At 66.8% G+C, this 14,843-nt stretch carries 11 protein-coding genes and 1 tRNA gene; 4 read left to right on the top strand and 8 right to left on the bottom strand.

Annotation, left to right across the window (positions count from 1 at the left end):
* Positions 1–32: 32 nt before the first annotated feature.
* The 8 genes from selD to fdnG form a co-directional block, all read right to left on the bottom strand.
* Entirely contained in the window at positions 33–1,112 is a 1,080-nt protein-coding gene (gene selD / locus AC5P6S_RS03110) for a selenide, water dikinase SelD (RefSeq protein WP_049396156.1), read from the bottom strand.
* Between the two features lie 26 nt (positions 1,113–1,138).
* Positions 1,139–1,234: transfer RNA gene (locus AC5P6S_RS03105), tRNA-Sec, on the bottom strand.
* 24 nt (positions 1,235–1,258) lie between these two features.
* Entirely contained in the window at positions 1,259–3,190 is a 1,932-nt protein-coding gene (gene selB / locus AC5P6S_RS03100) for a selenocysteine-specific translation elongation factor (protein ID WP_049407058.1), read from the bottom strand.
* Positions 3,187–4,611, bottom strand: coding sequence for an L-seryl-tRNA(Sec) selenium transferase (gene selA / locus AC5P6S_RS03095; RefSeq protein WP_495204470.1), 1,425 nt, complete (start codon positions 4,609–4,611; stop codon positions 3,187–3,189). Before selA ends, selB begins: the two co-directional genes overlap by 4 nt.
* 4 nt (positions 4,612–4,615) lie before the next feature.
* On the bottom strand, positions 4,616–5,599 hold the full coding sequence (gene fdhE, locus AC5P6S_RS03090; protein ID WP_012481156.1) for a formate dehydrogenase accessory protein FdhE: 984 nt from the start codon (positions 5,597–5,599) through the stop codon (positions 4,616–4,618).
* Positions 5,600–5,991: 392 nt separating this feature from the next.
* Positions 5,992–6,639, bottom strand: coding sequence for a formate dehydrogenase subunit gamma (locus AC5P6S_RS03085; protein WP_005410882.1), 648 nt, complete (start codon positions 6,637–6,639; stop codon positions 5,992–5,994).
* Positions 6,636–7,553: a formate dehydrogenase subunit beta gene (fdxH, locus tag AC5P6S_RS03080; RefSeq protein WP_005410881.1), complete on the bottom strand. Its 918-nt coding sequence runs from the start codon at positions 7,551–7,553 to the stop codon at positions 6,636–6,638. Before fdxH ends, AC5P6S_RS03085 begins: the two co-directional genes overlap by 4 nt.
* A 10-nt stretch (positions 7,554–7,563) precedes the next feature.
* Positions 7,564–10,632: a formate dehydrogenase-N subunit alpha gene (gene fdnG / locus AC5P6S_RS03075; protein WP_171953540.1), complete on the bottom strand. Its 3,069-nt coding sequence runs from the start codon at positions 10,630–10,632 to the stop codon at positions 7,564–7,566.
* Between the two features lie 291 nt (positions 10,633–10,923).
* Here fdnG and gmk point away from each other — a divergent pair, with 291 nt between their 5' ends.
* The 4 genes from gmk to AC5P6S_RS03055 all read left to right on the top strand — a co-directional run bounded on the left by gmk (position 10,924) and on the right by AC5P6S_RS03055 (position 14,837).
* On the top strand, positions 10,924–11,589 hold the full coding sequence (gene gmk / locus AC5P6S_RS03070; protein ID WP_019661981.1) for a guanylate kinase: 666 nt from the start codon (positions 10,924–10,926) through the stop codon (positions 11,587–11,589).
* Positions 11,590–11,699: 110 nt separating this feature from the next.
* Entirely contained in the window at positions 11,700–11,999 is a 300-nt protein-coding gene (rpoZ, locus tag AC5P6S_RS03065; protein ID WP_005410877.1) for a DNA-directed RNA polymerase subunit omega, read from the top strand.
* A 105-nt stretch (positions 12,000–12,104) separates the two neighbouring features.
* Entirely contained in the window at positions 12,105–14,267 is a 2,163-nt protein-coding gene (locus AC5P6S_RS03060; RefSeq protein ID WP_005410876.1) for a RelA/SpoT family protein, read from the top strand.
* Positions 14,268–14,450: 183 nt separating this feature from the next.
* Positions 14,451–14,837, top strand: coding sequence for a RidA family protein (locus tag AC5P6S_RS03055; protein WP_005410875.1), 387 nt, complete (start codon positions 14,451–14,453; stop codon positions 14,835–14,837).
* Positions 14,838–14,843: the final 6 nt, after the last annotated feature.

The following is a 14,843-nucleotide window of genomic DNA, read 5'->3' as shown; positions in this document are numbered from 1 at the left end:
CCGGAAGTGACACGTTGGCAAACCTTCACGTCTCAAACCACGCTGACGCCCGGCGCTCCTTCGCTCAAACGCCCGACCACGGCTGCCTGGCCGAACCCCGCGTCGTGGAAGCAGGCCAGCACTGCATCCACCGCCTCCGGAGCGCACGACACCAGCAGTCCGCCGCTGGTCTGCGGGTCGGTCAGCAGTGGCTGCCAGTGTGCCGGCAACCCATCGGCGAAGCGCACCTCGGTGCCATAGGAGGCCCAGTTGCGGTTGGATGCGCCGGTCACGCAGCCACGCTGCAGCAGCTCCAGCGCCTGCGGCAGCAGCGGCACCTGTGCACTGTCCACCTCGGCAGCGACACCACTGGCGCGGCACACTTCCAGCAGGTGGCCGAGCAGGCCGAAGCCGGTGACGTCGGTCATGGCATGCACGCCGTCCAGCGCAGCCAGGGGCACGCCCACGGTGTTCAGGCGGGTGGTCCACGCGATCATCTGCTGGTAGCCGTCAGCGTCCAGCACTTCCTTCTTCAGTGCTGACGAATACACGCCCACGCCCAACGGCTTGCCCAGCACCAGCACGTCGCCGGCGCGGGCATCGGCGTTGCGCTTGAGTCGTTGCGGGTCGAGCACGCCGATCGCGGCCAGGCCGTAGATGGGTTCCACCGAATCGATGCTGTGGCCACCAGCGACCACGATGCCAGCATCGGCGCAGGCGCGTTCGCCACCCTGCAGAATGCCGCGGATCGTGTCCTGCGGCAGCGTGTTGATCGGCATGCCGACGATGGCCAGTGCGAACAGCGGGCGCGCGCCCATCGCATACAGGTCCGACAGCGCGTTGGTGGCCGCGATGCGGCCGAAGTCGAACGGGTCGTCGACGATCGGCATGAAGAAGTCGGTGGTGGCGACGATCGCCTGCCGGTCATCGAGGCGATACACCGCGGCGTCGTCGCTGTTCTCACGGCCCACCAGCAGCTCAGCCGGTGCCGGAAGTGCTGGAACGCCACGCAGCAGTTCGCTCAGCACGCCCGGCGCGATCTTGCAGCCGCAGCCGCCGCCATGCGCGAGAGAGGTCAGTCGTTGCGGGGCATCGGCCGTTGAAGGGGCGGGGGATTGCGCGTGCGTGGCCATGCCGACATCTCCTGCGGGAACGCGAATGGCGGAAGGCAGCAGGAGTCGAACCTACCAGGGAACGATCGACGCCCCCTACTGGGTTTGAAGCCCAGCCGCATGCCCGGATGCGCATGCCTTCCGAAAGTACGGCGGTACCGGTGGGCTCAGTCGCGGGCTGCGTTCCACTGCAGGTCGCCGCGCGGCCGATGCTGGTCACCGACGCGTCGAGTGTAGCCAACGCGATTGAAGAACTCCAAGATCTGGATGCTGCGTTTGCGGCCCAGGCCGATGGCATCGCGGAAACTGGCTGCATCCACCGTGCCGCTGGCCTGTGACAGCTGCGCGACGATCGCGGCGAGTTCCGCAATGCGTGCGGGGGCATAGAACAGGTCCGGCACCACCTGGAACAGCTCGCCACGTGCGGTGGCGCGGCGCAGGACGGCGCGGACTTCGTCTTCGGCCAGGCCGATCTCGGCAGCAAGGGTGCGCACCCACGGCGGATCGAAGCGACCGGCGTGCAGTTGCGGCAGCACGCGTTCCAGCAGCAGACGCTCGCGTTCCGGTGGCGCATGGTCATGCCCGGGCAGGCGCCACCAGGCACCCACGCGTTGCACGCTGCCGTCGTCCAGCAGGTCCTGCAGCAGCGCATTCCAGAGGCTCGCTGCAAGCGCGGGCAGGGTGCCGCGCTGCAGGCGGCCGCTGTCGACACCGGGTTCGTCCGGGCGTCGCTCATGCCATCCACGCAGTGAGGCGATCACCTGCTCGCGCAATGCCTGCCAGTGCGGGACAAGGATGACTACCGTGTCTTCGCGGGTGACGATGCGTCGCGTGTCTGCAGGAAGATCGATCCGGTCGGCGGCGCGCCGGCAGTAGCGCTGCAGCGCGGCCATGGCAACGCCGAAGGGCGCCTGCTGCAACAGTGGGCCGATTCCCGCACCCGCGGCCAGTTGCTCCAGGGCTCCCAGCCATGCGAGCCGTGCAGGACTGCGCCGGCGCCGCTGTGGCGGGTCCGGATCGAGCACAAGGCCGCCGCCCAGCGTGTGGGTGGCCGCTGAATCGCGGGCAATGAAGCGATCGCCACACATCGCACAGACCGGAGCATCGAACACCAGCTGCACCAACTGCCCATCACCGTGGTCATGGTCCTCCAGCAGCACCACATGGGCCTGCCGGTGCATCGTGCCCCAGTGGATATGCAGCGGTGCCCAGTCGCGCAACGGTGCGGCCAACGCGGACAGCCGCAACCGCACATCAACGCGGGTGGTGGCCAGCAGTGCGCGTGCGTCGGCGATCCAGTCACCGCGGCGGATGTCATCACGGGCGATGGCCGCCAGGTTCAGCGCGCAGCGCTGCCCGGCCATCGCGTGGTCACTGGCCTGGTTCTGCGCGTGGATGCTGCGTATGCGCACTTCAGTGGCGGCCGGCACCAGCTGCAGATGCTCACCCACCGAGGCGATGCCGCCGTGCACTGCGCCGGTCACCAGCGTTCCGTGGCCGGCCAGCGAGAACACGCGGTCCACCGGCATGCGGAACAGCTCGCTGCGCAGTTCGGCCTGGCGCGTGCTGGCGTCGTCCGCCGCCCACGCGTGCAGCTGGGTACGCAGCGCGTTGATGCCAGCATCGTCGGGTGCGGTGCTGTTGCAGGTGAACACAGGGGAATCCTGCAGCGGCGTGCCGGCCAGCAGGGCAGCGACCTCGATCTCGACCCGGGCCAGGCGCGCCGCATCCACACGGTCGATCTTGGTGAGCGCCACCGCACCGCGGTTCACGCCCAGCAGTTGCAGGATGGCCAGATGTTCGCGGGTCTGTGGCATCACGCCGTCGTCGGCAGCGATGACCAGCAGGGCGACGTCGATACCCGTGGCGCCGGCCACCATCGTGTGCACGAAGCGCTCGTGGCCCGGCACGTCGACGAAACCCAGGGTCGCGGCCGGGCCTTCGACGTCCCCGCTTTCCACCGGGACATAGGCGTAGCCCAGCTCGATGGAAATACCACGCGTACGCTCTTCCTGCAGGCGATCGGTTTCGATGCCGGTCAGTGCGCGTACCAGGCTGGTCTTGCCATGGTCGATATGCCCGGCGGTGCCGACGATCATGCCTGCAGCGTGCTCCACTGGGCGAGGAAGTCGGCTTCGTCGGCCGGTTCCAGGCAGCGCAGGTCCAGCCACAGCGCGTCATCGGCAATGCGGCCCAGCACGGGTCGCGGCAGCTGACGCAGGCGCTTGGCCAGGCGATCCAGTCCGCCACGGCGCGCGCTGGTAATGCGCAGTCCGGCGCTGGCCAGCTGCGCCTGTGGCTGCGCGCCGCTGCCAATCTGGCTGTGCATCGAAGCAGGCTCGAGGGTGTAGTCCGCCGCCAGCGAGGCACGCATCGGCTGCAGCAGGCGCTGGGCCTGCGCATCAATGTCATCCTGCGTGCGCGAGAGCGTGCGCAGTGTCGGCAGCCGCTGTGCCAGCAGCTCGGGTTCGCGGTACAGGGCCAGCACCGCTTCCAGTGCGGCCAGGCCCATCTTGTCCATGCGCAGTGCCCGCTTCAGCGGGTTGCGGTTGATCCGTGCAATCAGGTCGGCGCGACCGGCGATGATGCCGGCCTGCGGGCCACCCAGCAGCTTGTCGCCGCTGAACGAAACCAGATCGGCGCCGTCCGCCAGTGTTTCCTGCACGGTGGGCTCGTGCGGCAGGCCGAACGTGGCCAGATCGCACAGGCTGCCACTGCCCAGGTCCACCACCAGCGGCAGGCCGTGTTCGTGCGCGATCGTGGCCATCGCCGCCGTGTCGACCTTGGCAGTGAATCCGCTGATCGCGTAGTTGCTGGCATGCACCTCCATCAGCAGCGCTGTGCGCGCGCCGATGGCGTTGGTGAAGTCGGCCGGATGGGTGCGGTTGGTGGTACCTACTTCCAGCAGCCGCGCGCCCGCGCTGCGCATCACATCCGGGATGCGGAAAGCGCCGCCGATCTCCACCAGCTCGCCGCGCGACACCACCACCTCGCGGCGGTTGGCCAGGCTGTTGAGCAGCAGCAGGACCGCTGCTGCATTGTTGTTGACCACAGTGGCCGCTTCGGCGCCGGTCAGTTCGCAGATCAATGCCTGTACCCGCGCATCGCGGTCGCCGCGACGGCCACGGATGACGTCGAACTCCAGATCGACCGGCGCGGTCATCGCGCGGGTGACTGCCTGCACCGCGGCCTCGGGCAGCAATGCGCGACCCAGGTTGGTATGCAGTACGGTGCCGGTCAGGTTGAACATCGGTTGCAGGTCCAGCCGTGCATCGGCTGCCAGTGCGGCCTCGACCGCTGCCACCAGCGCCGGGCCGTCGACCGCTTCCTGCAGCTGCGCGGTCGACAACTGGCTGGCGCTGACACGCTCACGCAGCACCTGCAGGTGCGAACGCAGCAGCTGGGTGATGCGGCTTCGACCGTGGCCTTCGATCAGTGGCGCCAGTGCAGGCAGGCGCAGCACCCGGTCCAGCGAGGGCAGGGCGGCGGCCGATGCCGGGGCGGGGGGCATGGCTGTCATCGCCTCAATCGCCGTCGGATTGCCACAGCAGAGGATTCTGGCTGGCACGCGCATAGCCTTCCTCGGCCAGCAGCAGATCCAGCGCCAGCGTGCCGAGGTCATCGGCCACCGGCTCCAGTGACGGGTCCTTTTCCAGATACAGGATCTTGCGGTAGCTGTGGCAGTGGTCGCAGGTCTCGGCACGCACCGCGCTCTCGCGCACCGCCTCGCCGCTGTCGCCGTCCACATCGGCCAGGGCGCGATAGGCGATGTCCTTGCCGGCGGCACCACACTGGCTGCACTGCACGCGCACGTAATGCCACTGGCAGGCGCACAGCGAGCACGACAGGTAACGGTAGGACGCATAGGGTGGGCGTGCCTGCACCACGCTGGTCACCGGCAACGTGCCGCACAGCGGGCACAGCCCTGGCGCATCAGCCAGCGGCTTCAGGTCGGTAGGGCGGAAGCTGGCTGCGAGCACCGCCCAGTAAACCTGCAGTGCGTTCATCACCAGCAGCGCAGCGACCGCATCCACCGACGGCGCGTCATCGCGCTCCAGCACCGCGTGCGCCTGCGCATCCAGCCAGGCGTCGTCGGCCGCGGCGACGCGTTGCAGCTCCTGCCGGGTTTCCAGCGGCAGCCCCGTTTCGTCGGCACAGTGCTGGCACAGCGTGCGCAGCCAGTCGCGCCAGCATCCATCCAGTTGAAGCGTGTTGGCCGGCCGCAACGGCATGCCGGCACCGGCCGCCGCACTCGACTGCTGCGCACGCGCCTGCGACTGCAGCGCCTCGCGCTGCTGCGGTGTCAGCTCATCCAGCAGCGCCTGCTGTGCATCGGCCAACGCCGCCAGCAGCTGCAGGTAACCGCCGATGGCACTGTGCGCGGCCAGGCTGCGCAGGCGCGTCGCGCGCTCAGCGAACAGTGACTCGATATCGGGCAGGATGATGCGCGGCACATCGCGCGAGGCGAGCGTCTCGATCTCACCGGGTTCAAGGATGCGTTGCGCCATGCAGGGCCAGCCAGAAGAACCAGCCTCCATCCTCGCCGTTGTCGGCGCTGGCGTCCAGCGTGTTCAAACAACGCAGTCGAGCAAAGCAGTCGAGCACGGCTCGACTCTACAAAAACCGGTTTCGGTCGTTGCCATGTTCATCGTGTCGACCAAGGTCGACACCCACCAAGAGCAGCTCATGCCATTCCGACAGCAGCGGGAAACTGTCGAAGGCGGAGTGGGTCCGGTTGCGGGGGTGTCCGCGGCATGGATGCCGCGGCCAACCCCCCAAGGACGGGTTGACGGCGTCCCCCGCAACCGGACCCACTCCCCCACCCCTCAGGAAGCCCGCTTTTGACGTTGACGTTGACGTTGACCTTGCCTCTGCGGGTGCAGGGCCGCAGGCCCTGCCGCTAACCCTCTTCCCGACGTCCACGCAGGATGTCCCTGAACCACTGCCGGTGGTGCTTGTACGCCCACCCATAGGTCACCTTGCCCTGGGTCATCGCCCGCACCGAGCCCTTGATCCAGATCGCCGCATAGATGTGCACCACGATCGCGCACACCAGCACCCAGCCGAACAGCGCATGGGCCAGCACCGAGAAGCGGATCACCCCGATCGGGAAGAAGTGGCTGAAGTACTGCCGCCAGATCACGAAGCCGGTCAGCAGCAGCGCCGACAGGCAGCCGATGATGGCCCAGAACAGCAGCTTCTGGCCGGCATTGAAACGGCCCACCGGCGGCAGCTTCTCATCCTCGTTGCGCAGTACATCGCGCATGCCGCGCATCCATGCGCGATCGTCGGCGGTCGGCAGATTGTCGCGCCACATGCGGAACGCCAGCAGCGCAAAGCCCACCACCATGGCCAGCCCGATGAACGGATGCAGGATGCGCGTCCAGGGGCCGCCACCGAACAGCTGGGTCAACGGGAACAGGGCAGGGTGGAACAGCGCCAGCCCGGACAGCGCGGTCAGCACGAAGCAGATCGCCACGATCCAGTGGTTGATGCGGGTCGGTGCGCGGTAGCGGATGATCTGGCGCGGGTGCGGGGCGTACTTCATGGCCGCTGCTCCTCTTCGATCTTCTTCGCCTCGTGCTCGGCTTCCTCTTCTTCCTCGTCATTGACCGTGTTGCGGCCGATGCCGATGTAATGCAGGAAGCCGGCGAAGGCGGTGGCGGCGATCGCCAGCACGCCCAGCGGCTTGGCCACGCCCTTCCACACCTCCACCATCGGGCTGATGCGCGGGTCCTTGGGCAGGTCGGCATACAGCTCCGGCTTGTCCACGTGCTGCAGCACGTACATCACGTGGGTGCCGCCGACGCCCTGCGGATCGTATAGGCCGGCATTCTCGTAGCCGCGCGATTTCAGGTCTTCCACGCGTCCGGCCGCATGCTCGGTCATCGCCTGCTTGCTGCCGAAGGTAATCGCGCCGGTCGGGCAGGTCTTCACGCAGGCCGGTTCCTGGCCCACCGCCACCCGGTCCGAACACAGCGTGCACTTGTAGGCCTTGTGGTCCTTCTTGGAGATGCGCGGCACGTCGAACGGACAACCGGTCACGCAGTAGCCGCAGCCGATGCAGTTCTCTTCCTGGAAGTCGACGATGCCATTGGCGTACTGGATGATCGCGCCGGGCGACGGACAGGCCTTCAGGCAGCCCGGATCGCTGCAGTGCATGCAGCCTTCCTTGCGGATCAGCCACTCCAGCTTGCCCTTCTCATCCTCGTACTCGCGGAACTTCATCACCGTCCACGACTGGTCGCTCAGGTCGGGCGGGTTGTCGTAGCTGCCAACGCAGCTGCCCACTTCGTCGCGCAGGTCATTCCACTCCATGCAGGCGACCTGGCAGGCCTTGCAGCCGATGCACTTGCTCACATCGATCAGCTTGGCGACCTGGCCGGTGTGCGCACCACGTGCCTCCGGCGAGGGCGTGGTGGTGGCCGAGCGGCGGATGATGTCCAGGGATTGCAGTGACATGGCGTGTCTCCTACACCTTCTCGACCTTGACCAGGATGCACTTCGATTCGGGCGTCTGCGAGTTGCCGTCACCGATGGCGTTGGTCAGCGTATTGGCGATGTATCCGGGCTTGGCCGCACCGAGGAAGCCCCAGTGGATCGGCACGCCCACCTGGTGCACGGTCCGGCCATCGATCTGCAGGGCCTTGATGCGCTTGGTCACCATGGCGACCGCTTCGATGTGGCCGCGCTTGGAACTGACCCGCACGCGGCTGCCGTTGTTGATGCCCAGCTCGTCGGCCAACGCCGCGCCGATCTCGACGAACTGCTCGGGCTGGATGATGGCGTTGAGCTTGCCGTGCTTGGTCCAGAAGTGGAAATGCTCGGTCAGGCGGTAGGTGGTGGCCACATGCGGGAACTCGTCCGGCGAACCGATCTGTGCACGATCGCTGGCGAATACGCGCGCTGCCGGGTTGTTCAGCGTCAGTGCCTGGCCGGGGCTGAGCGGGTTGCTGCGCAGCGGTGTATCGAACGGTTCGTAGTGCTCCGGGAACGGGCCTTCGGCCATGCCGGCCTTGGCGAAGAAGCGCGCGATGCCCTCCGGGTTCATGATGAACGGGCCCATTCCGCCGGCGGGATCTTCGTCTGCCTTGAAGTCGGGCACGTCCACGCTGCCCCAGTTTTTCCCGTTCCACGCCAGCAGCGTGCGCCGTGGATCAAATGGCTTTCCGGCGACGTCGCACGAGGCGCGGTTGTACATCACGCGGCGGTTGGCCGGCCACGCCCAGGCCCAGCCCAGGGTGTTGCCGATGCCGGTCGGGTCACTGTTGTCACGCCGCGCCATCATGTTGCCGGTCGGGCCCCAGGCGCCGATGTAGATCCAGCAGCCGGAGGCGGTGCTGCCGTCGTCGCGCAGGTCGCCGAACGTCGCCAGCTGCTCGCCGGCCTTGCGCACCAGCCTGGTCGGATCCTTCGGATCGAACACGTCAACCAGCGCCTTGCCGTTGTACTCCATCGCCAGTTCTTCCGGCGTCGGCAGCTCCGGGTTGGAATACTTCCAGGCCAGGTCGCGTACCGGCTCCCACCACGCACCGCCATCCTTCTCGTACATCGCTTTGATGCGATGGAACAGCTCGGACATGATCTCGATGTCGCTGCGCGCTTCGCCCGGTGGGTTGGCCCCCTTCCAGTGCCACTGCAGCCAGCGCGAGGAATTCACCACCGCGCCGTTCTCCTCGGCAAAGGAGGTGGTCGGCAGACGGAATACTTCGGTCTGGATCGTGCTCGGGTCGACGTCGTTCAACGCACCGTGGTTCTGCCAGAAGGCGATGGTCTCGGTTTCCAGCGGGTCCATGCTGACCATGAACTTCAGCTTGGAGAACGCACTGATCAGCTTGCCCTTGTTCGGCGCCGAGGCCAGGGGGTTGAAGCCCTGGCAGATGTAGCCATGGATCTTGCCCTCGTTCATCAGCTCGTACGCCTGCAGCATGTCGTACGGCTTGTCCAGCTTGGGCAGGTAATCAAAGCACCAGTTGTTGTCGGCGGTGGCGGCGTCGCCCCACCACGATTTCATCAGGCTGACGTGGAACTTCGGGTAGTTCTGCCAGAACGACATCTGGTTGGCGCGCAGCGGCTTCTGCGTGCGCTTGGCGATGTAGGCGTCGTAGTCCTGTTCGTCCTGTTTCGGCAGGGTCAGGTAGCCGGGCAGCAGGTCGGACATCAGGCCGATGTCGGTCAGGCCCTGGATGTTGGAATGCCCGCGCAGCGCGTTCATGCCACCACCGGCCACGCCGATGTTGCCCAGCAGCAGCTGCACCATGGTGCCGGCACGCACGTTCTGTGCGCCGATCGAGTGCTGCGTCCAGCCCAGCGCGTACAGGATGGTCATCGCCTTGTCCTTGACGGCGGTGGACGCGATCATGTCCCAGATCTGGCGGATGCTGTCGGCCGGAGTGCCGCAGATGCGCTCGACCATCTCCACCGTGTAGCGCGCATAGTGCTGCTTGAGCAGGTTGTAGACGCAGCGCGGGTCCTTCAGCGTCGGGTCGCTGCGCACGAAGCCATCGTCACCGTAGGCGTAGTCCCAGCTGGAGCGGTCGTAGCTGCGCTTCTCTTCGTTGTAGCCCGAATACAGGCCGTCCTTGAAGGCGAACTCGTCCTTCACCAGGAACGACATGTCGGTGTAGTTCAGCACGTACTCGTGCTGGATGCGGTCCTCGGTCAACAGGTAGTTGATCAGGCCCCCCAGGAACACGATATCGGTACCGGTGCGGATCGGCGCGTACACGTCGGCCACCGCGGCCGAGCGGTTGAAGCGCGGATCGACCACGATCAGCCGGGCCTTGTTGTGCGCCTTGGCCTCGGTCACCCATTTGAACCCGCACGGGTGCGCCTCGGCGGCATTGCCACCCATGATCAGGATCAGGTCGGCATTCTTGATGTCGACCCAGTGATTCGTCATCGCACCACGGCCTAGCGTCGGGGCAAGACCTGCCACCGTCGGGCCGTGTCAGACACGTGCCTGGTTGTCGAATGCCAGCATGCCGAGGGAGCGGACGACCTTGTGGGTCAGCACCGCGGTTTCATTGCTGGTGGCCGAGGCCGCCAGCATGCCGGTGGTCAGCCAGCGGTTGACCGTCTGCCCGGCCTCGTTCTTCTGCACGAAGTTGGCGTCGCGGTCTTCCTTCATCAGCCGCGCGATGCGGTCCAGCGCATCGTCCCAGCTCAGCCGCTTCCACTCGTTCGAGCCCGGTGCCCGGTACTCGGGGTAGAGCAGGCGCGACTTGCTGTGGATGATGTCGGCCAGGCCGGCACCCTTCGGGCACAGCGTGCCGCGGTTGACCGGATGGTCCGGGTCGCCTTCGATATGGAAGATGCTCGGCTCGGCGTTCTTGGCGCCATCGCCGAGGCTGTACATCAGGATGCCGCAGGCCACCGAACAGTAGGTACAGGTGTTGCGGGTCTCGGTCGCGCGGGTCAGCTTGTACTGCCTGACCTCCGCGAGCGCGATGCCGGGCGCGAAGCCCATCAATGCCAGGCTGGAGCCGACCAGGGTTGTCCCGGTCACTTTCAGGAACTGGCGGCGGCTCATCGATGGCATGCCGTTCTCCTGGGATGGCGGGGAGGCGCAGGCCTCCGGGCTGTCGTTGGGTACGGCCCGGTTATAGCACAGGCACCCGCATACCCATGTGGCACAAGGCCCGGCGCCTGCCGGGCAGGCGCGCAAACGGGCGCCTCTGGTAAAGTTGCGTGCCCGCACCCCGGGGAAGCGTCTGCCGGGCCTGGTTCCAGGATGTTCCGCGCAGCCCCCGCCGTCCTGGCGCGATCCGCCGCGCCGGACCTGGAACACCGAGGAAAAAAGTTTGCGAAATCAAACCGTTGGATCCCCCGCATGAGCGCCCCGTCGAAGCCGTCGGACACCGTTGCGCGCGGCACGCTGTACATCGTGGCCGCCCCGTCTGGCGCCGGCAAGAGCAGCATCGTCAATGCCACCCTGGCGCGTGACCCGCAGATCGCCCTGTCGATTTCCTTCACCTCGCGCGCAATGCGCCCCGGTGAAGTGAATGGCCAGCACTACCACTTCGTCAGTGCCGAGAAGTTCGAGCAGATGATCGCCGCCGGCGACTTCTTCGAACACGCCTGGGTGCACGGCGACTGGAAGGGCACTGCCCGCCAGTCGGTGGAGCCGCAGCTGGCCGCCGGCCAGGACGTACTGCTGGAGATCGACTGGCAGGGCGCGCAGCAGGTGCGCCAGCTGGTGCCGGGCACGGTTACCGTGTTCATCCTGCCGCCATCCAAGCAGGCCCTGCAGGACCGCATGCGCAAGCGCGGCCAGGACAGCGAGGCGGTCATCGCCCAGCGCCTGGGCGCGGCCCGCGATGAAATGCTGCACTTCAACGAGTTCGACTACGTCATCGTCAACGAGGTGTTCGACACTGCGGTGGACGAGCTGTGCGCCATCTTCACCGCCAGCCGCCTGCGACGGGAGGCCCAGAAGGTCCGCCACGCCAGCCTGATCCAGGCGTTGCTGACCCCCGATCCGGGTGCAACTGACTGATTCCAAAAGAATCGGGTGGGGGTTGGCTTGATTTTGTCCAGCTCCTGCCAGTACACTCCGTCCCCTTTCCCTCATTCGACTGAGCGGCCGACCGGTCGCCGGGAGCCCGTATGGCCCGCATCACCGTAGAAGATTGCCTGGAAGTCGTTAACAACCGTTTCGAACTGGTCATGATGGCATCCAAGCGTGCCCGCCAGCTCGCCAACGGCGTGCAGGCCACGCTGGACAACAGCGAGACCGAGGACAAGCCGACCGTGCTGGCGCTGCGCGAAATCGCCGCCCGCAAGATCGACAACGCGCTGATCGACGAAGTCGAGAAGGCCGAGCGTGAGCGCGCCGAGCGCGAAGCGCTGGAGTGGGCTGCCGCCGAAGTGGTCGCCGACGAAGACATGTCCAAGAACGACGATTGATCGCATCGATCAACGTCATTGCTGGATCGCCGAACAGCCCGCCCCGTGCGGGCTGTTTCGCATTCAGGATTTGCCGTAAACGTCGCGCTGGAATAGGCTTCGGGCATGAACCCAGGCCCCACTGCCAAGGTCGCCGCAGCCCCCGCTGCCGCCGTACCCGACTACGTCCTCCAGCTTGAACGCGCCGCCCATTACCTGCCGCCGGAACAGCTGCCGCTGCTGCGCCGTGCCTGGGAAGTCGGTGCCTCCGCGCACGCTGGGCAGACGCGCAAGTCGGGCGAGCCCTATATCACCCATCCGGTGGCCGTGGCCCAGGTGCTGGCCGAGCTCGGCCTGGACGTGGAAGCGCTGATCGCCGCGATCCTGCACGACACCATCGAAGACACCCCGCTCACCCGCGAGGCGCTGGCTGCCGAGTTCGGCGAGGCCGTGGCCGAACTGGTCGACGGCGTGACCAAGCTGGACAAGCTGAAGTTCCGCGACCGCCAGGAAGCGGCCGCCGAGAGCTTCCGCAAGATGCTGCTGGCGATGTCGCGCGACCTGCGCGTGATCATGATCAAGCTGGCCGACCGCCTGCACAACATGCGCACGCTGGGCGCGCAGAGCCGCGAAGCGCGCGGCCGCATCGCCCGCGAGACGCTGGAGATCTACGCACCCATCGCCCAGCGCCTGGGCATGAGCCTGGTCAAGAGCGAGCTGCAGAACCTCGGCTTCAAGGCGCTCTACCCGTGGCGCCACGCCATCATTGAAAAACACATCCGCAGCCAGCCGGTGGTGCGCCGCGAGGCGATGGCGCAGGTGGAAGTGCAGCTGTCGCAGCGCCTGGCCAAGGAGGGGATCGAGCATCGGCTGATCAGCCGCATCAAGACCCCGTGGAGCATCTACAACAAGATGCGCGACGAGAACAAATCCTTCGACCAGGTGATGGACGTGTTCGGCTTCCGCCTGGTCGTGCGCAGCGTGCCCAGCTGTTACCACGCGCTGGGTTCGGTGCATGCCACCTTCAAACCGCTGGATGGCCGCTTCCGCGATTTCATCGCCATTCCCAAGGCCAACGGCTACCAGTCGCTGCACACCGTGCTGTTCGGGCCGTATGGCTCGCCGATCGAAGTGCAGATCCGTACCGAGGAAATGGACCTGATCGCCGAGCGCGGCGTGGCCGCGCACTGGACCTACAAGTTTGGTGGCGATTCGCCCAACAGCGCGCAGAGCCGTGCCCACGCCTGGATCGTCGAACTGATCGACTCGCAGCGCGCTGCCGGCTCTTCGCTGGAGTTCCTCGACAACGTCAAGGTCGACCTGTTCCCGGACGAGGTCTACCTGTTCACCCCGAAGGGCAAGATCCTGGCCCTGCCGCGCAATTCCACCGCGCTCGATTTCGCCTACGCCGTGCATACCGATGTCGGCAACATGGCGGTGGCCTCGCGCGTTGACAAGAAGCTGGTGCCACTGCGCACCAAGCTGGTGTCGGGGCAGTCGGTGGAGATCATCACCGCACGCTCGGCCACGCCGAAACCGCAGTGGCTGGAATTCGTGGTTACCAGCAAGGCGCGCACTGCCATCCGCCACCAGCTCAAGCAGCTGGAACACGAAGATGCCGTGCAGCTGGGCCACCGCATGCTCGACCGTGCGCTGGAGGCGATGGATTCGTCGCTGGAACGGCTGCCGAAGGGGCGCCTGGATGCGTTCCTGGCCGAGCATCGTTTCCCGCGCCTGGAGGCGCTGCTGGCCGAGGTCGCGCTGGGCAACTGGATGCCGACCCAGGCCGCGCAGGCGCTGATGGCCTACGCCGAACTGCGTGGCGGCCCGCATTCGCGCCACCATTCGCAGGAGAAGATCCTGATCAACGGCAGCGAGCGCGGCGTGGTCACCTTCGCCGGCTGCTGCCAGCCGATTCCCGGCGACGAGATCATGGGCTACCACACCGCCGGCAAGGGCATCGTGGTGCACCGCATGGACTGCCCGAACCTGGCCGAGCTGCGCAAGTCGCCCGAGCGCTGGGTGCCGATCGGCTGGGACACCACCGTTTCCGGCGACTACGACACTTCGCTGGTGGTGGAAGTAGAGAACGGCACCGGCGTGCTGGCGCAGCTGGCCGCCGCCATCGCCCAGAGCCATTCCAACATCGAGCGCGTGGACTACCTGGACCGCGACTTCAACGCCGCCGTGCTGGCGTTCAACATCCAGGTGCGCGACCGCAACCACCTGGCCGAAGTGATGCGCCGCCTGCGCCGCCTGTCGGTCGTGCAATCGGTACGCCGCCAATAACCCTGCTTCGGATCCGGGGTCGGATCCCTCTCCAACGGAGAGGGCTCTGACCCCATCGCGTGACCCGATCGCATGCACGGGGTCAGAGCCGTTTCCCGCCGGGAAACGGATCCGACCCCAGCCGATGCCGCGCCCACCCGGTACAATCACCGCTCTGTTTTCCCCCAAGCACCGGAGCGACCCATGTCCCGCCAGATCATCAACACCGAAAAGGCCCCCGCCGCCATCGGCCCGTACTCGCAGGCCGTGCGCGCCGGCAACACCGTGTACTTCTCCGGCCAGATCCCGCTCGACCCGGCCACCGGCGACATCGTCGGCGCCGGCGACGTCGAAGCACAGGCCCGCCGCGCCTTCGACAACCTCAAGGCCGTGGCCGAAGCCGCTGGCGGCTCGCTGGACAAGGTCGTGCGTCTGGGCCTGTACCTGACCGATCTGGGCGAGTTCGCCAAGGTCAACGCGGTCATGCAGGACTACTTCCAGGCCCCGTACCCGGCCCGTTCCACCATCGAAGTCTCCGGCCTACCGAAGGGCGCCAACTTCGAGGTCGACGCGGTGATGGTCATCGACTGACCGCCA

This window comes from Stenotrophomonas sp. YJH_SMC_119 (assembly GCF_059368315.1).
This window is presented reverse-complemented; position numbering and strand designations above follow the sequence as displayed.